Consider the following 18,720-nt stretch of genomic DNA (forward strand, 5'->3'; position numbering starts at 1 on the left):
TCCTCGCGTTTTCATACATGAAATGATAGTGACGTTGTCACGCTTCAATCATTCAGCGGTGTGAATTCATATAATGCCAGCGCATTGCTCTGCAATGAATCCACCCGTAGCCAGCCATCATCCAGTTGTTCCTCATGCACGCTCAGCGCCGGACGGGCGTGGTGCTGGAGCCAGCGATAATCTTCTTCGTCCGGGCCGCTGCGGCTACGGAATGCCTCGAACAGCGGAAATAGCGCGCCGTGATGTTGATCGAACAAATGCTGTTTGATGCGCCAGCGTCCCTCCAGCCCTGCAAGCCGCAGGGTATAGGGTTGGCGAAAGCGCTGAGTAAAGGCCTCTTCGCTCGACAGCCAGGGGTTGAAAATCACCGTATTGCGCAACAGCAACTGGTAATGTCCGTTATGACGTAACAACAACAGGTTTTTGTCATTGATTAAGACTTCGCCGCGCAGACGCCGCCACAGCCATAATACCCAGTAAACCGGGCGCGGCAGACCATGCAGGTAGTGCAACGCCAGGCTGGAGGTGTCGAGTTTACCGTTGTCCCGCGCCTCCCCCTGCAGCCCGGAATTAAGCCAGAAGCCTGCCAGCCACACCTGTTCGGCAATGCCCAGCAGGTTATCCATCAACAGCGCGCCGCGAAAAAAACGCCCGTTGGTATCGCGGGTATCGCCGGTTAACGTATTCCACGATAGCAGCCACAGCGGCAACGAAAGCTGCCGTTGCCGCAGGGCATTATGGATTTGGCGTAATTTCTGTCGCGGATAGCTTTCACTGGCGGCAAGCTTGCTGCTATCGGCCTGCGCCAGGTCAAGCAGTTCATTAGCATCCGCCTGGCAGGCGAGAAAATCGGCCTCGCTGAGCAGCGGGGAAGACAGTAGCGGATCGTCGGCAATACCGCTTTGCGGGAAACGATGCCAGATACCCATTTGCGGTTGTTGCAAGGTGGACGCAAGCACTTCGCGCTGTTGTCGCCAGGCCAGCTGTCGCGCGGCTTCACCGGCCTGCGGCGACCAGTGCCAGACAAAGCGCCAGCTCGCAAGCGTCGTGGGTGAAAAGTGATTGGCGGCAAGTTGCAGAAAACGCTGTAGTAAATCGCAGCGGGTGGTTAAACCGGTGTGGAGTAGCACCGTCCAGCCTTTTTGCGCCAGCCAGCTAAACAGCTGCTGAAGATTGTACCAACAGGCATAACCCGCGAGCGTCGGGTCGTCCCAGCCTTCGCCAAACAGGCGGCTACTGAGAAACGGATCGTGAATATCGATGCCGTAGACGGGTAGCGTCTGCTGCAGTTGCTCCAGCTCGCGGCGGACATCTTCGCGGAGTAAATCATCGAGTTCTCGGACGGTAACGATGGTACGGGTATGGCGCAATACCGGCGCGCGCGCTGGCAGCTGGCGGATATCCACCTGTCGTGTCTGACGTGGGTTGAGCAGTAGCGGAGGCGTATCATCGCTGCTTTTTTCCGCCTCGTTAAGGCGGGCGTAAAGCCGTTCGACCGCGACCGGATGCCAGACTTCACTGGCGTTGACCCGCGGACGAGCGGCGGACTGCGGCTGCTGCTGGCGAAACTGCCGCGGCGTGACGCCATGCTGGCGCTTAAACAGATCGCTCATGATGCGGGTACTGGCGAAGCCGTTGTCCTGCGCCACCTGCTGCACCGAGCGTCGGGTGGTCAGCAGTTGCTCGGCGGCCTTGCCGAGACGCAGGGCGGTAATGTACTGCACGAAGCTGACGCCGACCTCTTTATGAAACAGGCGGGAAAGCCAGGCCTCCGAGACAAACTCAGCGACGGCCACTTCCTGCAGCGAGATCCGCCGCTGATAGTTGGCTTCGATGCGCGCTACTACGTTGATAATTCGTCGGCTCCAGTTTTCGGCGCCGCGGCGCAGGCTGGGCACGATGGGCTGCGTAAAGCGGGTCGCCAGCAGCAGGGCGATTTCGCTGAGCCAGCGGTTGGCCTCTAAGCGGTAGCGCGAATGATGATTGACCAGCCCTGCCACCAGCAGCTGGCGCATCAGCTGACGCAGGTTATCTGCCGCATCCTTATTTTCGCCGTTAACCCGATAATCACAGGCAAAAAAATCGCTATCAAGGCGGGTGAGCCAACCGGCGGCAAGGTTGAGGATCATGACCGCATTGGCCTCTTCGCCGGCAATCTGCCAGCGCTGGCGGCGGTTAATAAGCGCCAGGTCATCAACCCGCATCGGTTGCGGCGCTTCGCCGAGTTGCAACATCGCGCTGCCTTCCAGCAGCCACAGCAGCGTTAATCCGTCGCTTTCCGGTGGGCTGAAATGACGAATATCGCGAACCGTGAGGCTGAAATCGCCGAGGTGGTGTTCCATGCGCCGCTCCTTCAGAGACAAAAAATAACAGGGTATTTTTTGTCATAACAGAATTGTATAGAAAACAGTCATTGATAATTCGTCAATATAAAACAAAAAAGCGCATTTTAAAGCCGGGTGGGGCGCATAAACTCGAAAGTGTCGTGCCAACACAACACAGGAATAATAAAAATGACACATCCATTGATTGAATCTTTGCAAGTTAATGAAGCGCAGTTTGTGGCGTTACGTCGCCGCTTCCACCAACAGCCCGAGATTGGCTTTGAAGAACATAAAACCAGCGATGAAGTCGCCCGGCTGCTTGCTGAGTGGGGGTATGAAGTGCATCGCGGCCTCGCCGGTACCGGCGTGGTCGGGACGCTGAAAGTCGGCAACGGCGAAAAACGTTTGGGTCTGCGCGCGGATATGGATGCGCTACCGATGCAGGAAATGAGCGGTAAAGCATGGGCAAGCCAGGTAGACGGGCGTTTTCACGGCTGCGGCCATGACGGTCACACCACCACGCTGCTGTATGCGGCGGAATATCTGGCGCGCACGCGTCAGTTTAACGGTACGCTGCAGTTAATTTTCCAACCGGCAGAAGAGCTGCTGTACGGCGGACGGGTGATGGTCGAAGATGGCCTGTTCACAAAATTCCCCTGCGATGCCATCTTTGGCCTGCATAACATGCCGGGCCAGAAACTGGGCAAAATCGGCCTGCGCGACGGCGCGATGATGGCCTCTTCCGATACGCTGCATATCGAGGTGAAGGGCGTTGGCGGCCATGGTGCGGTACCGGAGCATACCGTCGATGCGACGCTGGTTGCCTGCCATATTACTCTCGCGCTGCAATCGATCGTTTCACGCAATATCACGCCATTTGAACCCGCGGTAGTCACCGTCGGCAGCATTCAGGCAGGCCATGCGCCGAACATCATCAACGATAAAGTGTTGATGAAGCTGACGGTCCGTACCCTTAACCAGCAGGTGCGCGAGACGGTGCTGCAGCGCATTCACGATATTGCGGTCGCTCAGGCAGAAAGTTTTAACGCCAGCGCTACCTTAACCCACGTCAACGGCAGCCCGGTTTTACGTAACGATCCGGCGGCTAATGAGCTGGTTCGTGAAGTGGCGACCTCGCTGTTTGGCAAAGAACAGGTTGGTACCGTGAATCCATTTATGGGCAGCGAAGATTTCGCCTTCATGCTGGAGAGCAATCCAAACGGTTGCTACTTCACTATCGGCGCGGGTGATGAAGCCGACCGCTGTATGGTGCATAACCCGGGATACGATTTTAACGATCAAATCCTGCTTACCGGTGCGGCGCTCTGGTGCGGCCTGACGGAACGCTATCTGCGTTAACCTATCGCGACGGGGGGACCCGATTATGAGTTCTGTATCGTTAAGCGAATCTCAGTTCGTCGGCAGCGATCGCCTGCTAGCGGGTATTGTGCTCAGCGTGCTGACGTTCTGGCTGTTTGCGCAATCGGTTATCAATGTTGTTCCGGCGATGAAAAGCAGCCTCGATATTTCACTGGAGACGTTAACCCTGGCGGTGAGTCTCAGCGCTTTATTCAGCGGCTGTTTTGTGGTGGCCAGCGGCGGGCTGGCGGATAAATTCGGCAGGGTGCGGATGACCTATCTCGGCCTGGCGCTGAGTATTATCGGTAGCGCGTTTCTGGCGGCGTCGCAGGGGCCGGGACTATTTATCACCGGCCGTATCCTGCAGGGGCTCTCGGCGGCCTGCATTATGCCGGCGACGCTGGCGCTGATCAAAACCTGGTATGAAGGTAGGGCGCGGCAGCGGGCGGTGAGTTTCTGGGTCATTGGCTCCTGGGGCGGCAGCGGGCTTTGCTCGTTTGTCGGCGGCGCGATTGCCACCGGTCTTGGCTGGCGATGGATCTTCGTGTTTTCGATTGCGGTGGCGCTGCTTGCGTTATTGCTGCTACGTGGCACCCCGGAGAGCCGCAGCGCCAGCGCCGATCGGCATAAGCTGGATGTGGGCGGATTATTAAGCCTGATCGCGTCGCTGGTGCTGCTTAATCTGTTTATCAGCAAGGGTCATCAATGGGGCTGGAGCAGCGGTTTAACGCTGTCGATGTTGGGCGGCGCGGTGGTTATGGGAGGTTTGTTTATTCGCAGCGGTTTGCGTAAAGGTGAAGCGGCGCTGATCGACTTCGCTTTATTTCGCAACCGAGCCTACGGCGCGGCGGTGCTGTCGAACTTCATGCTTAATGGCGCTATCGGCACGATGATGATCACCAGCATCTGGCTACAGCAGGGGCATCATCTCACCCCGTTGGAAACCGGCATGATGACGCTGGGTTATCTGGTGACGGTACTGGCGATGATTCGCGTCGGAGAAAAACTGCTCCAGCGCTATGGCGCGCGGTTGCCGATGATGACCGGGCCGGTGTTTACCGCTATCGGTATTCTGCTGATCTCCTGTACCTTCCTCGATAAGTCGCTGTATATCGGGACCGTCTTTTTCAGCAATATTCTGTTTGGCCTCGGTCTTGGTTGTTATGCCACGCCTTCGACCGATACCGCCGTCGCCAATGCGCCGGAGAATAAAATTGGCGTCGCGTCAGGGGTTTATAAGATGGGAAGCTCGCTTGGCGGTGCGATGGGTATTGCCGTGACGGCGTCACTTTTTGCGCTGTTCCTGCCGTTGGGGATGGCCAGCGCCGCGCAGTACGCGCTGTGGTTTAACGCCGCGCTGTGTTTAGGCTCAATGCTGGTCAGCGCGGCGATGCTGCCGCGCGTCGCTCATAGCTGATGCTTCTTCAGTAATGCGCGTAGCTGGTGGTAGGTAAGCCCCAGCAGGTCCGCCGCCTGCTTTTGATTGTACTTCGCCTGCTGCAGGCTTGACTGCAGCAGGCTTTTTTCTTGCTCCAGCTGAAAGGCGCGCAGGTCCAGCGGCAACGCGGGAAGCGCATGTTCGGCGACCGGAGCAGGCGCAGGAGCGGCGCTGTTAAATGGATTGATAATGATATTATCCAGCTCGCTATCACTGCTGCCGTGGCGGTAAACCGAACGTTCAACCACATTTTTCAGCTCACGAATATTGCCCGGCCAGCGGTATGCAAGCAGCGTGTCGACGGCTCGCTCGCTAAAGCCGGGAAACAGAGGAAGCCCCAGTTCGCGGCACATCTGAATGGCAAACTGGTTGGCAAGCAGCATGATGTCGCTCTGGCGCTCGCGCAGTGGCGGTAGTTGCACGACATCAAACGCCAGCCGGTCGAGCAGGTCGGCGCGGAAATGACCTTCCTCGACCATTTTGGGCAGATCGGCGTTGGTGGCGCACACCAGCCGTACGTTAACCTGCAGCGGCTGGCTGCCGCCGACGCGTTCGAGTTCGCCGTATTCAATTACCCGCAGCAATTTTTCTTGCACCAGCATCGGAGCGGTGGCCAGCTCATCGAGAAACAGCGTGCCGCCGTCGGCACGTTCAAAGCGCCCCGGATGCCGTTTGCTGGCGCCGGTAAAGGCGCCAGCTTCATGACCAAACAATTCGGAATCGAGAAGGTTTTCATTCAGCGCCGCGCAGTTGAGCGAAATAAACGGCCCCTGCCAGCGCGAAGAGAGAAAGTGCAGTCGGTTGGCAATGAGCTCTTTGCCGGTCCCGCGTTCGCCGATCACCAGTACCGGTTTATCCAGCGGCGCCAGCTGCGAGACCTGCTCGAGCACCTCCAGAAAGCTATTTGCCTCGCCAAGCAGGTTATCCTTGTATTCCGCCATGATGAATTTCGCCATTAAGTAGTGTGATTCACCAACTCACTGTAGCAAGCAGGCGGCCATTCCTCAACCACCTTGTTTAAAATCAACAAGATAAAAAGTTGGCACGCCATTTGTATTAATTACTGCACAGGCCGCTGCCTGCTATCAGAACTATGAGGATTGAAATTATGGGTATTTTTTCTCGCTTTGCCGACATCGTGAACGCCAACATCAACTCCCTGCTGGAGAAAGCGGAGGATCCGCAGAAACTGGTCCGTCTTATGATTCAGGAGATGGAAGACACGCTGGTTGAAGTGCGTTCTACCTCCGCCCGCGCGCTGGCGGAAAAGAAACAGCTGACCCGCCGTATCGAACAGGCGCAGGCGCAGCAACTGGAATGGCAAGAAAAGGCCGAGCTGGCCCTGCGTAAAGAGAAAGAAGATCTGGCGCGTGCGGCGCTGATCGAAAAACAGAAGCTGACTGACCTTATCGGCAGCCTGGAGCACGAAGCGCAACTGGTGGATGAAACCCTGGCGCGGATGAAAAAAGAGATTGGCGAGCTGGAGAATAAGCTCAGCGAAACCCGCGCTCGTCAGCAGGCGCTGATGCTGCGCCATCAGGCGGCCAGCTCTTCGCGTGATGTTCGCCGCCAGCTCGATAGCGGTAAAATGGATGAAGCGATGGCGCGTTTTGAGTCTTTCGAACGCCGTATTGACCAAATGGAAGCCGAGGCGGAGAGCCATCGTTTTGGCAAACAACAATCGCTGGATCAGCAGTTTGCCGAACTGAAAGCGGATGATGAAATCAGCGAGCAACTGGCGGCGCTGAAAGCCAAAATGAATCAGAATAACCAGTAATGCATATTGCGCGGCGCGGTGTTGCGCCGCGGCTCACCACCTGTAAGGAGTACACATGAGCATGCTTTTTCTTGCCATCCCGCTCACGCTGTTTGTGCTGTTCGTGTTGCCGGTCTGGTTATGGCTGCACTACAACAATCGCTCGGCGGACGGGGCGTTAACCCAGAACGAACAGCAGCGCCTGCTGCAGCTGACCGATGAGGCGAAACGGATGCGCGAACGTATTCAGGCGCTGGAAGCGATCCTTGATGCGGAACATCCGAACTGGAGAGACAAATAATGGCCGGATTGGATTTTAATAAAAAACTGTGGCGTATCCCGCAGCGCGGAATGGTGAAGGGGGTCTGCGCCGGTATTGCGCAGCACCTGGATGTGCCGGTGAAGCTGGTGCGTCTGATAACCGTGCTGGCGATGATTTTTGGCCTGTTCTTTTTTGTGCTGGTGGCCTACATCATTCTGACTTTCGCGCTGGACCCGATACCGGATAGCGAACTGTACGGCGAAAAAGGGCCGAGCAATGGTGATTTACTGGCCGCCGTGGATGCCGAACTGGCTTCCGGCGAACAGCGCCTGCGTGATATGGAGCGTTATATCACCTCCGATACCTTCACGCTGCGCAGCCGTTTTCGTCAACTGTAAAACTTTTTCCATATAACCACGAGGCAACGCATGAATATGAAATGGCAACAGGCAGGGCAAAAAGTGAAACCGGGTCTTAAGATCGCCGGTAAGCTGGTGCTGCTGACCGCGCTGCGCTACGGCCCGGCGGGCGTTGCCGGTTGGGCGGTGAAATCGGTGGCGCGTCGGCCGCTGAAAATGTTGCTGGCGGTAGCGCTTGAGCCGCTGCTCAGTCGGCTGGCCAATCGTTTTGCCCGCGGAATGAAATAATTCCTCAGGGGGAGGAATACCGGCGCGCTTTATATTGACCCTAATTATCCCCATCTAAATAGCTTATCATTAAACGACATTCCTTCTGGGCATAACGGACTGGCGATGAAGCGACTCAAAACTGAATTCAATGCGCTGGTCAACCGCGGGGTTGACCGGCATTTACGTCTTGCCGTAACCGGGCTAAGCCGTAGCGGTAAAACGGCTTTTATCACCGCGATGGTTAATCAACTGCTGAATATCCACGCCGGGGCCCGGTTGCCGCTGCTGAGCGCGGCGCGTGAAGAACGCCTGTTGGGCGTGAAGCGGGTTCCGCAGCGTGATTTCGGCATTCCGCGTTTTACCTATGATGAAGGCCTGGCGCAGCTTTATGGCCAGCCCCCGGCCTGGCCGACGCCAACCCGCGGGGTGAGCGAAATTCGCCTCGCACTGCGCTATCGCTCTAACGATTCTCTGCTACGTCATTTCAAAGACACCTCAACCCTGTATCTGGAAATCGTGGATTATCCGGGCGAATGGCTGCTCGACCTGCCGATGTTGGCGCAAGATTATTTAAGCTGGTCGCGGCAGATGACCGGGCTGTTACAGGGGCAGCGCGGAGAGTGGTCTGCCCGCTGGCGGCAGCTGTGCGAGGGGCTCGATCCGCTGGCGCCCGCCGACGAAACCCGGCTGGCGGAGATCGCCGCCGCCTGGACCGATTATCTACACGCCTGCAAGCGCGAGGGGTTGCACTTTATTCAGCCGGGGCGGTTTGTGCTTCCTGGCGACATGGCGGGCGCGCCGGCGCTGCAGTTTTTCCCCTGGCCGGATGTCGATGCGGCTGGCGAAGCCAGACTTGCGCAGGCAGATAAACACACCAATGCGGGGATGCTGCGCGAGCGTTTCAAATACTACTGCGAGAAAGTGGTGAAAGGCTTTTATAAAGACCACTTCCTGCGCTTTGACCGCCAGATTGTACTGGTGGACTGCCTGCAGCCGTTAAACAGCGGGCCGCAGGCGTTTAACGATATGCGTCTGGCGCTGACCCAGTTGATGCAAAGTTTCCATTACGGCCAGCGAACGCTGTTCCGTCGCCTGTTTTCACCGGTTATCGACAAGCTACTGTTCGCCGCCACCAAAGCCGATCACGTGACCGTCGATCAGCACGGCAACATGGTGTCGCTACTTCAGCAACTGATTCAGGACGCCTGGCAGAATGCCGCCTTTGAGGGTATCAGCATGGATTGTCTGGGGCTGGCGTCCATTCAGGCCACCCAGGGCGGGCTTATCGAGGTTAACGGCGAGAAGATCCCGGCGCTGCGCGGCGATCGTCTGAGCGATGGGCAGCCGCTCACTATTTTCCCAGGCGAGGTGCCGGCGCGGCTGCCGGGTCAGGCCTTCTGGGAACAGCAGGGTTTCCAGTTTGAGAACTTCCGCCCGAGAGCGATGGATGTCGATAAACCGCTGCCGCATATTCGCCTCGACGCGGCGCTGGAATTTTTGATTGGAGATAAATTGCGATGAGCGAGCCGATAAAACCGCGGATCGATTTCGATGGCCCTCTGGAAACGGAAAAGAGTCAGACCTTAAAATCGGCCCGCGCCTTTGACGCGGCCGATGCGCAAACCTTCGCTCCGATGCTGCCTGAAATGGTCGCTGAAGAGGAGGGGGCCGCCGAAGCGGTGGTGGAATCGGTACTGCGCCCGAAACGCAGCCTGTGGCGACGGATGGTTAGCGCCGGGCTGGCGATTTTTGGCATTAGCGTGGTGGCGCAGGGCGTGCAGTGGACGGTGACGGCCTGGCAGACCCAAGACTGGATTGCGCTTGGCGGCTGTGCGGCCGGGGCGCTGATTGTCGGCGCGGGCGTGGGATCGGTAGCGACCGAATGGCGTCGCCTGTGGCGGCTGCGCCAGCGCGCGCACGAACGCGATGAAGCGCGGGATCTGATGCATAGCCACGCGGTAGGCAAAGGGCGCGCGTTCTGTGAGAAGCTGGCGCAGCAGGCCGGGCTGGATCAATCGCATCCGGCGCTGCAGCGCTGGTATGCGGCCATCCATGAAACGCAAAACGATCGCGAAGTGGTGAGCCTGTACGCGCAACTGGTGCAGCCGGTGCTGGACGCGCAGGCGCGGCGGGAAATCAGCCGTTCGGCGGCGGAATCGACGCTGATGATCGCCGTCAGCCCGCTGGCGCTGGTCGATATGGCGTTTATCGCCTGGCGTAACCTGCGGCTGATTAACCGTATCGCCACCCTCTACGGTATTGAACTTGGTTATTATAGCCGCCTGCGTTTATTCCGCCTGGTGTTGCTGAATATCGCCTTTGCCGGCGCCAGCGAACTGGTGCGCGAAGTCGGAATGGACTGGATGTCGCAGGATCTGGCGGCCCGCCTGTCGGCGCGCGCCGCCCAGGGTATCGGCGCCGGGTTGTTGACCGCCCGTCTGGGGATTAAAGCGATGGAGCTGTGCCGTCCGCTGCCGTGGATCGCGGATGATAAACCGCGGCTCGGCGATTTCCGCCGAGAGCTGATCGGCCAGTTGAAAGAGACGCTGCAGAAAAGCAAAACCGGCGCGGAGAAATAACGTCGGCAAGGGTAAATGCCAGGTGGTGGCCTCACCCCCCGGTGGCGCTGCCGCTTACCGGGGCTATAGCGCTGCGCGATTTGGTAGCCCGGAGAAGGCGCAACGCGCCGCCTCCGGGAAAACCCTTGGCGACCAGAGCCTTCTGTGCGCTCTCTGTGCCATGCGAGCCATAACGCAAAAGAAATGCCCGCATAACTTTACGGCATAAAGCCCATTTTTCCGCCATACTGTCAATAATTGTTGACAGCTATCTTCCCGTAAGCACATATCTGTCCTATCATTCATCCGTCATTGGCCTTTTTAGGGTGAAAACTCCTATGCGTCTGGAAGTCTTTTGTCAGGACCGTCTTGGTCTGACCCGTGAATTACTCGATTTGCTGGTGCTGCGCGGTATTGATCTGCGCGGTATCGATATCGACCCGATTGGCCGAATCTATCTTAATTTCGCCGAGCTGGAGTTCGCCAGTTTCAGCAGTTTAATGGCGGAAATCCGCCGTATCTCCGGCGTAACCGATGTTCGAACCGTGGCGTGGATGCCGTCAGAGCGGGAACATCTGGCGCTGAGCGCGCTGCTGGTGGCAATGCCGGAACCGGTGCTGTCGCTGGATGCCAAAGGCAAAGTAGAACTTGCCAACCCGGCCAGCTGCCAGCTGTTTGGTCAAACTCAGGCTCGTTTACGCAGCCATCCGGTGGCGCAGCTCATTACTGATTTCAACCTGCAGCGCTGGCTGGAAGGTAACCCGCTGGAGTCGCATACCGAGCATGTGGTCGTGAATGGCCAAAACTTTATGCTGGAAGTAACGCCGGTGTATCTGGAAGGCGAACACGCCGAACGCGTGCTGACCGGCGCCGTGGTGATGTTGCGCTCCACCGTACGTATGGGGCGTCAACTGCAAACGCTAACGACCCAGGATACCAGCGCCTTCAGCCAGATCCTCGCCGTTGGGCCGAAAATGCGCCACGTCGTAGAACAGGCCCGCAAGCTGGCGATGCTTAGCGCCCCGTTGCTGATTGTCGGCGATACCGGTACCGGTAAAGATCTGCTGGCCCATGCCTGCCATCTGGCCAGCCCGCGCGCCAGCAAACCGTATCTGGCGCTGAACTGCGGTTCGATTCCGGAAAATGCGGTGGAGAGCGAGCTATTCGGCGATGCGTCGCAGGGGAAAAAAGGTTTCTTTGAGCAGGCCAACGGCGGCTCTGTGCTGCTGGATGAGATCGGCGAAATGTCGCCTGGCATGCAAACGAAGCTGTTGCGCTTTCTCAACGATGGTACTTTCCGTCGCGTCGGTGAAGATCACGAAGTGCATGTCGATGTCCGGGTTATCTGCGCGACGCAAAAAAATCTCGTCGAGCTGGTGCAGAAAGGGCTGTTCCGCGAAGATCTTTATTATCGTCTGAATGTGCTGACGCTGAACCTGCCGCCGCTGCGCGATTGTCCGCAGGACATCATGCCGTTGACCGAACTGTTCGTCGCGCGCTTTGCCGATGAGCAGGGCATCCCGCGGCCAAAACTCTCCGCTGACCTTAATACCGTGTTGACCCGCTATAGCTGGCCGGGCAACGTGCGTCAGTTGAAAAACGCAGTGTACCGGGCGTTAACCCAGCTCGAGGGCTTCGAACTGCGCCCGCAGGATATTCTGCTGCCAGATCACGATGTGTCGTCGCTGCCGGTAGGTGAAGAGGCGATGGAAGGATCGCTCGACGATATTACCCGCCGCTTTGAGCGTTCGGTATTGACCCAGTTGTATCGCAGCTTCCCCAGCACGCGTAAATTAGCCAAACGTCTCGGCGTTTCGCATACCGCGATTGCTAACAAGCTGCGCGAGTATGGTCTGAGCCAGAAGAAAGGCGAAGAATAAATCACCGGTGCGGCCGGCTCGGCGCGGCCGCGATTTTCAGCGTTTTTTCAGCGATATTTCTGTATATACTTATTTTATTTTTCTTTTTCCGGGAAGGTGACGGTTGGCGCTGCAACGGGATTGGCCTCAGTGGATGATATTACTGGCACTCTCCGCCGTGCTCTCCTTTGTGCTGTTCCGGCTCCATCTTCCCGCTGCGCCGCTGCTTGGCCCGCTTATCGCCGGAATTACCCTTAGTCTGCGCGGCGCCACGATTCGTCTCCCTCGTCCCTTCTTTATCGCCGCTCAGGCTATCATCGGCTGCATGATCGCCCGTGCGCTCACCCCGTCTATTTTCGGCGTTCTGGCCGCCAACTGGGCGCTGGTGTTGATTATCCTCTTTTCCACGCTAGCCATCAGCGCGCTGACCGGCTGGCTGCTGGTGCGTTACAGTTCGCTACCCGGGGCAACCGGCGCGTGGGGAAGCTCGCCGGGCGGCGCTTCGGCGATGGTGGTGATGGCGCAAGAGTATGGCGCCGACGTTCGTCTGGTGGCCCTGATGCAGTATCTGCGGGTACTGTTCGTGGTTGGCGCGGCGGTAATGGTGGTGCGTTTCGCGCTCGGCGGCGAGGCGCAGGAGATGACCCAGCAGATCGTCTGGTTCCCGCCGCTGACTTTTAATCTACCGTTAACGTTGCTATTGACTGCGGTCGCCGGTTGGTTAGGGTTACGTTTACGCATCCCTTCCGGGGCAATGTTGTTACCGATGCTGGCCGGTGCGCTGGCGCAGGGTGAAGGCATGCTATTGCTGGAGCTACCGGAATGGTTACTGGTGCTGGCGTATACCGCGCTTGGCTGGACGGTTGGCCTGCAGTTTAATCGCGAGATTTTTATGCTGGCGCTGAAGACGCTACCGCAAATCATCGCCGCCATCGTCGGCCTGATCGCGCTGTGCGCGCTGATGGCTTTAGCGTTAACGCACCTGCTGCCGCTGGATTTTCTCACCGCCTATCTGGCGACCAGCCCCGGGGGTCTGGATACGGTGGCGATAATTGCCGTCGGTACCCGGGCGGATATGTCCTTTATCATGGCGATGCAAACGCTGCGCCTGTTTACCATATTGCTCACCGGCCCGGCCACCGCGCGGTTGATTTCGCGCTATGCGCCGCGCAAAGAAAAAAGCCTCCGTTGAAGGAGGCTTGATAACAGAAAGAGGGCGATTACGCTTTCAGCGCAGCCAGCGCCGCATCGTAATCCGGCTCTTCGGTGATTTCGTTAACCAGTTGGCTGTAAACCACCTGGTCGTTTTCATCGAGAACAACGACTGCACGTGCTGCCAGACCGGCCAGCGGGCCTGCGGAGATAGCAACGCCATAATCTGCCAGGAACTGCGGCGCGCGCAGGGTAGACAGGGTGATCACATTGCTCAGGCCTTCTGCGCCGCAGAAACGGGACTGCGCGAACGGCAGGTCAGCGGAGATGCACAGCACGACGGTGTTGTTCAGCTCAGAAGCCAGTTGGTTGAATTTGCGAACCGATGCCGCGCAGACGCCGGTATCGATGCTTGGGAAAATATTCAGTACTTTACGTTTACCAGTGTATTGGCTCAGCGTGACGTCAGAGAGATCTTTGGCGACCAGCGTAAACGGCTGCGCCTTCGCGCCAGCCTGCGGAATGGAGCCCTGAACAGACACTGGGTTACCCTGGAAATGTACGGTTTGCGACATGGTTATCTTCCTGTTTACATATAGTTAACGTCGTAGTTAGTGTATGACATCAGCCAGCAACACGGCAAACTCTATTTAACATTTACCTAAGAGGCCCAGGGAATGCGCAACCTTCGAGTTTTTGAAGAATCATGGCCGCTACACACGCCGTTTGTTATCTCTCGCGGCAGCCGCAGCGAGGCCAAAGTGGTGGTGGTGGAAATAGAAGAGGATGGGGTAAAAGGGGCCGGAGAATGTACGCCTTATCCGCGCTACGGGGAAAGCATCGCCTCGGTGATGGCGCAGATTATGGCGATCGGCGAGCAGCTTGAGCGCGGCGCCACCCGCGAGCAGGTACAACAGCTACTGCCGGCAGGAGCCGCGCGCAATGCCGTTGACTGCGCGCTGTGGGATCTGGAGGCGCGCCGCGAGGGGAAAACGTTGCCACAGCTGCTTGGCGTCAACCTGCCGCGCGAAGTGGTGACGGCGCAAACCGTGGTTATCGGCACGCCGGAGCAGATGGCGGCCAGCGCCGCCGCGCTGTGGGAGAAAGGCGCGCGGCTGCTGAAGGTCAAGCTCGACGATCATTTGATTAGCGAGCGGCTGGTTGCTATTCGCGACGCGGTGCCGCAGGCGACGTTGATCGTTGATGCTAACGAAGCGTGGCGTGGAGAAGGTCTGGCGGCGCGCTGTCAGCTTTTGGCCGATCTTGGCGTGGCGATGCTGGAGCAGCCGTTACCGGCCGGCGCCGATGAGGCGTTGGAAAACTTTATTCATCCGCTGCCGATCTGCGCCGATGAGAGCTGTCATACGCGGGAAAGCCTGCCGGCTCTGCAGGGTCGCTACGAAATGGTCAACATTAAGTTGGATAAAACCGGTGGTCTGACCGAGGCATTGCTATTGGCGCAGGAGGCTGAACGGCTGGGATATAAGAGGATGCTGGGCTGTATGCTTTGTACTTCACGGGCCATTTCCGCCGCGCTGCCGCTGGCGCCGTTGGCCCGTTTCGCGGATCTCGATGGTCCGACGTGGCTGGCGGTGGATGTGGAGCCGGCGCTGCAGTTCAGCACCGGCGTGCTTCATCTGTGAGTGTGCCAGTGCAGTAAATCGGTCATCGCCGCGAGGTACTTTTCTGTCGCTTCGTCGGCGGAGACGGGCGGAAATTCGGCGGTAATGCACGGCAGGCCGATATCGGCGCACCAGCTGCCAAAAGAGCCCGGCGTTTCGTAACCGACGCTGCCTACCAGCGGTAAATTAAAGGCCCCGGCGAGCCATTGTCCCAGCTCGCTGTGCCCGGGGTCCTCAATGCAGGCTAGCGGATCGTGGAAGGAGACTACCCACGCCGGATGGATCTGGTGGATCAGCTGGCACAGCGCCTGGGTTTCGGGCTCCGAACCCGGTTTTTCCCCGGTCAGCAGTACCACATCACGCTCTTCTGCTGCGCTATTCCAGCGATACACCGTTTCTCCCGCCTTCCAGTTAGCGGCCGGGAAGTTTCGATTGAGATCGATACCGCGGGCGTTGGCGCGTAACCCTAGCTGACAGCCGTCAGGGTTGACCGTTAATACCACGTGATGGCGACGCAGCTCCGGTTTTAGCGTGCGCAACGCGCAGGAGAGGGTGACGATCGACGAGTTTTCGTCGCCGTGCGTGCCGGCGATAATCAGACCGCTGCGGCTATCAGCCAGCGGAGCGGGGAACCACAGCAACGGCGCGCCGAGATGCGACTGGCCGTAACGTTGCGTACCCGGCGGGAAAGCGCCGCGCAGGGGGCGAGGACGTGAAACGGGCATAGGGTATCCTGTCATCAGGTTATTGTTAGCAGTGTTGTAGAAAAGCGTCCCGGAATCAAACGCTTTCCTTCTCTGGCGAAAAAACTCGTCATGTCAATTTTCTATCATAAGCCGTTTGCAATTTCAGGTGGGGAAACAAATAATTATCGCTCTGCCAGCACTGGTTTGTTCATTTAAAAGGGGATCTCATGAAGTATCCTGTCACATTGACATGCGGCGCGCTGTGGTTAGCCAGCGTTTCTTCTCTTGCCTGGGCGGCGGATGTGCCTCCAGGAACCGTATTAGCTGAAAAACAGCAGCTGGTACGCCATATAAAAGACGAGCCCGCTTCATTAGATCCCGCTAAAGCCGTCGGCCTGCCGGAAATTCAGGTTATCCGCGATTTGTTCGAAGGGCTGGTAAACCAGGATGCGAAAGGCAATATCATCCCTGGCGTGGCGACCCGCTGGCAGAGCAACGACAACCGCGTCTGGACCTTTACCCTGCGCGATAACGCGCGCTGGTCCGACGGTAGCCCGGTGACGGCGCAGGATTTCGTCTATAGCTGGCAGCGTCTGGTGGATCCGAAAACCACTTCGCCATTCGCCTGGTTTGCCGCCTTAGCGGGTATCAGTAATGCGCAAAATATTATTGATGGTAAAGCGGCGCCGGACACTCTCGGTGTGACGGCGGTCGATGCCCACACGCTCCGCGTGCAGCTGGATAAACCGCTGCCGTGGTTCAGCAACCTGACAGCCAGCTTTGCGTTCTACCCGGTGCAAAAAGCGAATGTCGAAAGCGGCGCTAACTGGACGCGCCCGGGCAGTCTTATCGGCAACGGCGCCTATGTGCTGAAAGACCGGGTGGTGAATGAGAAGCTGGTCGTCGTGCCGAATACACAGTACTGGGATAACGCCAAAACGGTGATTAAGCAGGTGACTTTCGTGCCGATTAACCAGGAATCGTCGGCGACCAAACGTTATCTGGCGGGTGATATTGATATCACCGAATCCTTCCCGAAAAATATGTATCAGAAACTGCTGAAGGATATTCCCGGACAGGTCTATACGCCGCCGCAGTTAGGTACCTATTATTACGCCTTCAATACCCAGAAAGGGCCAACCGCCGATGAACGCGTGCGTCTGGCGTTAAGTATGACCATCGACCGGCGGATTATGGCGGAGAAGATCCTCGGCACCGGTGAGAAACCGGCCTGGCGATTCACCCCTGACGTTACCGCAGGCTTTACCCCGCAGCCTTCGCAGTTTGAGAGCATGAGCCAGGCCGAGCTGAATGCCCAGGCTAAAGCGCTGCTATCGGCGGCAGGATATGGCCCGGACCGTCCGCTGAAGCTGACGCTGCTGTACAACACGTCGGAAAATCACCAGAAAATCGCCATCGCCGTGGCGTCGATGTGGAAGAAAAATCTCGGTGTGGATGTGAAGCTACAAAACCAGGAGTGGAAGACCTATATCGATAGCCGAAATACCGGTAATTTTGACGTTATTCGCGCATCGTGGGTAGGGGATTACAACGAGCCTTCGACCTTCCTGTCGCTGCTCACATCAACCCATACGGGCAATATTTCGCGCTTTAACGATCCGGCTTACGATAAGATCCTCGCCCAGGCGGCGCAGGAAACCTCGGAAAAAGCGCGTAACGATGATTACAACGCGGCAGAGAAAATCATCATGGCCAAAGCGCCCATTGCGCCAATCTATCAGTATACCAACGGCCGCCTGATCAAGCCGTGGTTAAAAGGATACCCGATCACCAATCCGGAAGACGTGGCCTACAGCCGCACGATGTATATTGTGAAGCACTAATCGGTACTCCGGTATTGCTGGCGCTTTTTGCGGGAGCGGTTCGCAATCAGCGTCAGCATTTCCATTCGTATTGCCGGACACCATTTCCGGGATGACTTCCCCCTGAAAGACGTGAGGTCGCAGCGAGACGTCCGGCCAGAGGGGGGCGGGAGACAGTTTCAGTAGCGTCAGCGGCGTGCCTGGCGTCCAGCCAGTGGCATCACGTATATCACAGCGCCAGATGGCCCGATCGCCGTTTGGCAGCAGCAACCGTTGCGCCAGTAGTTCGTCAAACAGTCGGCTGTTGTTATCCGGTACGCCATTCACCCCATGTTGCAGTAGCCAGGCTCTTAGCTTATCGGCGCAGGTCTTGCTCACCAGCCATAAGGCGTCATCGGTAAGCCAGCCATCGGAACCGCACGCCTGACGATTGAGCGCCAGCTCATGCTGCAACAACCAGCGGATCCCAATAAGGCACTGCTGCGGCAGAGCAGGGCGAGGCTGGTTCAGCGCGGTGTTGATATCGCCGCCCAGGCTGGCGGAGACCGAGGCGCAGTCAGCCTGTTGTACCAGTTCGCCAATGACCACTGATTTATCGGGATGCCCGGTGAGTGCATAAAGAAAAGCGGCGAACAGATCTGGCGATTCCGCCAGCCAGCGTAAAACCGCCTCCGGCAGGAGAGAAGGGAGCAGGCATCCGGCGGCGACGGGATGCAGATGATAATCCCGCCCCGGCAAATATCTCAGCCGGTAAGGTAATTCTGGTGCGCCTGACCACGGAAACCAGCGTTCACCGTTGCTGAGCTCTGTTTGTACATCCGCGATGAGCTTACCACTGTCGTGCAACAGCGCAGCCAGCGCGACCGCCGCTGTCCATCTGTCGGCTATCCGGGCCTGTTCTTCTGGCGGCGCACCGGGGGAAGCAGCCGACTCTGGCGCAACCGGACGGCGTAAACGGCCACTTCCAGACTGTGATCCAGCAGGCCGCCGGGGTAAGCATGATGGTGATGTTCCGATGCCGGGAATTGCTGTGTCAGTGCGGCGTAGCGTGCTACTGGCGTCAGATACAGCGAGCGAAACAAGGGGTCAGGCAGCGCGACAAGCTGACGCAACTGGTGGATGAGCGACTGTCGCAGCGGAGAGGCCAGTAACTGTTGCGCGGGGAGTGGTGTGAACCAGCCTTCGGGTAACGTGGCTTCTGGCGCAGGGTGTGGTGTTTCCTCGTGTCTGAACAGCCATTTCATCATGATAA

Annotated in this window: 18 protein-coding genes; 12 read left to right on the forward strand and 6 right to left on the reverse strand. The window is 57.9% G+C overall.

What is annotated here, in order from left to right; all coding sequences use genetic code 11:
* Positions 1–44: 44 nt before the first annotated feature.
* A complete protein-coding gene (locus PGQ95_RS06000; RefSeq protein ID WP_430917286.1) occupies positions 45–2,342 on the reverse strand; it encodes a helix-turn-helix domain-containing protein in 2,298 nt (765 codons plus the stop codon).
* 171 nt (positions 2,343–2,513) lie between these two features.
* On the opposite strand from PGQ95_RS06000, the gene PGQ95_RS06005 reads away from it, so the two are divergent.
* Entirely contained in the window at positions 2,514–3,683 is a 1,170-nt protein-coding gene (locus PGQ95_RS06005) for a M20 aminoacylase family protein (RefSeq protein ID WP_313768971.1), read from the forward strand.
* 25 nt (positions 3,684–3,708) lie between these two features.
* On the forward strand, positions 3,709–5,100 hold the full coding sequence (locus tag PGQ95_RS06010; RefSeq protein WP_337071906.1) for an MFS transporter: 1,392 nt from the start codon (positions 3,709–3,711) through the stop codon (positions 5,098–5,100).
* On the opposite strand, the gene pspF is transcribed toward PGQ95_RS06010, so the two are convergent.
* Positions 5,091–6,077 (reverse strand): phage shock protein operon transcriptional activator, encoded by a 987-nt coding sequence (pspF, locus tag PGQ95_RS06015; RefSeq protein ID WP_271032392.1) that lies wholly within the window; start codon positions 6,075–6,077, stop codon positions 5,091–5,093. The genes PGQ95_RS06010 and pspF overlap by 10 nt on opposite strands.
* Before the next feature lie 152 nt (positions 6,078–6,229).
* Here pspF and pspA point away from each other — a divergent pair, with 152 nt between their 5' ends.
* The 8 genes from pspA to PGQ95_RS06055 all read left to right on the forward strand — a co-directional run bounded on the left by pspA (position 6,230) and on the right by PGQ95_RS06055 (position 13,377).
* On the forward strand, positions 6,230–6,898 hold the full coding sequence (gene pspA / locus PGQ95_RS06020) for a phage shock protein PspA (protein WP_087859389.1): 669 nt from the start codon (positions 6,230–6,232) through the stop codon (positions 6,896–6,898).
* 55 nt (positions 6,899–6,953) lie between these two features.
* Positions 6,954–7,178, forward strand: coding sequence for an envelope stress response membrane protein PspB (gene pspB, locus PGQ95_RS06025; protein ID WP_045393114.1), 225 nt, complete (start codon positions 6,954–6,956; stop codon positions 7,176–7,178).
* On the forward strand, positions 7,178–7,537 hold the full coding sequence (pspC, locus tag PGQ95_RS06030; RefSeq protein ID WP_015366274.1) for an envelope stress response membrane protein PspC: 360 nt from the start codon (positions 7,178–7,180) through the stop codon (positions 7,535–7,537). The genes pspB and pspC overlap by 1 nt, the downstream gene beginning before the upstream one ends.
* A 30-nt stretch (positions 7,538–7,567) precedes the next feature.
* The gene (pspD, locus tag PGQ95_RS06035) at positions 7,568–7,786 is read left to right on the forward strand and encodes a phage shock protein PspD (protein WP_015366275.1); all 219 of its coding nucleotides are present in this window, start codon (positions 7,568–7,570) and stop codon (positions 7,784–7,786) included.
* A gap of 105 nt (positions 7,787–7,891) precedes the next feature.
* A complete protein-coding gene (locus PGQ95_RS06040) occupies positions 7,892–9,289 on the forward strand; it encodes a YcjX family protein (protein WP_113373168.1) in 1,398 nt (465 codons plus the stop codon).
* Complete coding sequence (locus PGQ95_RS06045; protein ID WP_045374644.1) at positions 9,286–10,347, forward strand: TIGR01620 family protein; 1,062 nt, start codon at positions 9,286–9,288, stop codon at positions 10,345–10,347. Before PGQ95_RS06040 ends, PGQ95_RS06045 begins: the two co-directional genes overlap by 4 nt.
* A 317-nt stretch (positions 10,348–10,664) precedes the next feature.
* A complete protein-coding gene (tyrR, locus tag PGQ95_RS06050) occupies positions 10,665–12,206 on the forward strand; it encodes a transcriptional regulator TyrR (RefSeq protein WP_015366278.1) in 1,542 nt (513 codons plus the stop codon).
* 133 nt (positions 12,207–12,339) lie between these two features.
* A complete protein-coding gene (locus PGQ95_RS06055; protein WP_430917290.1) occupies positions 12,340–13,377 on the forward strand; it encodes an AbrB family transcriptional regulator in 1,038 nt (345 codons plus the stop codon).
* A 28-nt stretch (positions 13,378–13,405) separates the two neighbouring features.
* Here PGQ95_RS06055 and tpx read toward each other — a convergent pair whose 3' ends face one another.
* Positions 13,406–13,912, reverse strand: coding sequence for a thiol peroxidase (gene tpx / locus PGQ95_RS06060; protein WP_430917292.1), 507 nt, complete (start codon positions 13,910–13,912; stop codon positions 13,406–13,408).
* Between the two features lie 102 nt (positions 13,913–14,014).
* On the opposite strand from tpx, the gene ycjG reads away from it, so the two are divergent.
* A complete protein-coding gene (gene ycjG / locus PGQ95_RS06065; RefSeq protein ID WP_113373172.1) occupies positions 14,015–14,980 on the forward strand; it encodes an L-Ala-D/L-Glu epimerase in 966 nt (321 codons plus the stop codon).
* On the opposite strand, the gene mpaA is transcribed toward ycjG, so the two are convergent.
* Positions 14,971–15,684: a murein tripeptide amidase MpaA gene (gene mpaA / locus PGQ95_RS06070; protein ID WP_015366282.1), complete on the reverse strand. Its 714-nt coding sequence runs from the start codon at positions 15,682–15,684 to the stop codon at positions 14,971–14,973. The two genes, ycjG and mpaA, sit on opposite strands and share 10 nt — an antisense overlap.
* 188 nt (positions 15,685–15,872) lie before the next feature.
* On the opposite strand from mpaA, the gene PGQ95_RS06075 reads away from it, so the two are divergent.
* Positions 15,873–17,489, forward strand: coding sequence for a peptide ABC transporter substrate-binding protein (locus PGQ95_RS06075; RefSeq protein ID WP_213795066.1), 1,617 nt, complete (start codon positions 15,873–15,875; stop codon positions 17,487–17,489).
* Here the strand turns inward: PGQ95_RS06075 and PGQ95_RS06080 are convergent.
* Positions 17,418–18,356: a TraI domain-containing protein gene (locus PGQ95_RS06080; protein WP_430917730.1), complete on the reverse strand. Its 939-nt coding sequence runs from the start codon at positions 18,354–18,356 to the stop codon at positions 17,418–17,420. The genes PGQ95_RS06075 and PGQ95_RS06080 overlap by 72 nt on opposite strands.
* Positions 18,353–18,715 carry a TraI domain-containing protein gene (locus PGQ95_RS06085; RefSeq protein WP_430917295.1) on the reverse strand — a complete coding sequence of 121 codons (363 nt, stop codon included), beginning with the start codon at positions 18,713–18,715 and terminating at the stop codon, positions 18,353–18,355. The genes PGQ95_RS06080 and PGQ95_RS06085 overlap by 4 nt, the downstream gene beginning before the upstream one ends.
* Positions 18,716–18,720 lie beyond the last annotated feature (5 nt).

The organism is Klebsiella sp. 141240 (genome assembly GCF_050600805.1).
GTDB lineage: Bacteria > Pseudomonadota > Gammaproteobacteria > Enterobacterales > Enterobacteriaceae > Klebsiella > Klebsiella aerogenes.

Excerpts from the sequence above, each read along its gene's own strand:
- PGQ95_RS06000 (WP_430917286.1), bottom strand. The coding sequence starts at position 2,342 with ATGGAACACCACCTCGGCGATTTCAGCCTCACGGTTCGCGATATTCGT.
- PGQ95_RS06005 (WP_313768971.1), top strand. The coding sequence starts at position 2,514 with ATGACACATCCATTGATTGAATCTTTGCAAGTTAATGAAGCGCAGTTT.
- PGQ95_RS06010 (WP_337071906.1), top strand. The coding sequence starts at position 3,709 with ATGAGTTCTGTATCGTTAAGCGAATCTCAGTTCGTCGGCAGCGATCGC.
- pspF (WP_271032392.1), bottom strand. The coding sequence starts at position 6,077 with ATGGCGAAATTCATCATGGCGGAATACAAGGATAACCTGCTTGGCGAG.
- pspA (WP_087859389.1), top strand. The coding sequence starts at position 6,230 with ATGGGTATTTTTTCTCGCTTTGCCGACATCGTGAACGCCAACATCAAC.
- pspB (WP_045393114.1), top strand. The coding sequence starts at position 6,954 with ATGAGCATGCTTTTTCTTGCCATCCCGCTCACGCTGTTTGTGCTGTTC.
- pspC (WP_015366274.1), top strand. The coding sequence starts at position 7,178 with ATGGCCGGATTGGATTTTAATAAAAAACTGTGGCGTATCCCGCAGCGC.
- pspD (WP_015366275.1), top strand. The coding sequence starts at position 7,568 with ATGAATATGAAATGGCAACAGGCAGGGCAAAAAGTGAAACCGGGTCTT.
- PGQ95_RS06040 (WP_113373168.1), top strand. The coding sequence starts at position 7,892 with ATGAAGCGACTCAAAACTGAATTCAATGCGCTGGTCAACCGCGGGGTT.
- PGQ95_RS06045 (WP_045374644.1), top strand. The coding sequence starts at position 9,286 with ATGAGCGAGCCGATAAAACCGCGGATCGATTTCGATGGCCCTCTGGAA.
- tyrR (WP_015366278.1), top strand. The coding sequence starts at position 10,665 with ATGCGTCTGGAAGTCTTTTGTCAGGACCGTCTTGGTCTGACCCGTGAA.
- PGQ95_RS06055 (WP_430917290.1), top strand. The coding sequence starts at position 12,340 with ATGATATTACTGGCACTCTCCGCCGTGCTCTCCTTTGTGCTGTTCCGG.
- tpx (WP_430917292.1), bottom strand. The coding sequence starts at position 13,912 with ATGTCGCAAACCGTACATTTCCAGGGTAACCCAGTGTCTGTTCAGGGC.
- ycjG (WP_113373172.1), top strand. The coding sequence starts at position 14,015 with ATGCGCAACCTTCGAGTTTTTGAAGAATCATGGCCGCTACACACGCCG.
- mpaA (WP_015366282.1), bottom strand. The coding sequence starts at position 15,684 with ATGCCCGTTTCACGTCCTCGCCCCCTGCGCGGCGCTTTCCCGCCGGGT.
- PGQ95_RS06075 (WP_213795066.1), top strand. The coding sequence starts at position 15,873 with ATGAAGTATCCTGTCACATTGACATGCGGCGCGCTGTGGTTAGCCAGC.
- PGQ95_RS06085 (WP_430917295.1), bottom strand. The coding sequence starts at position 18,715 with ATGATGAAATGGCTGTTCAGACACGAGGAAACACCACACCCTGCGCCA.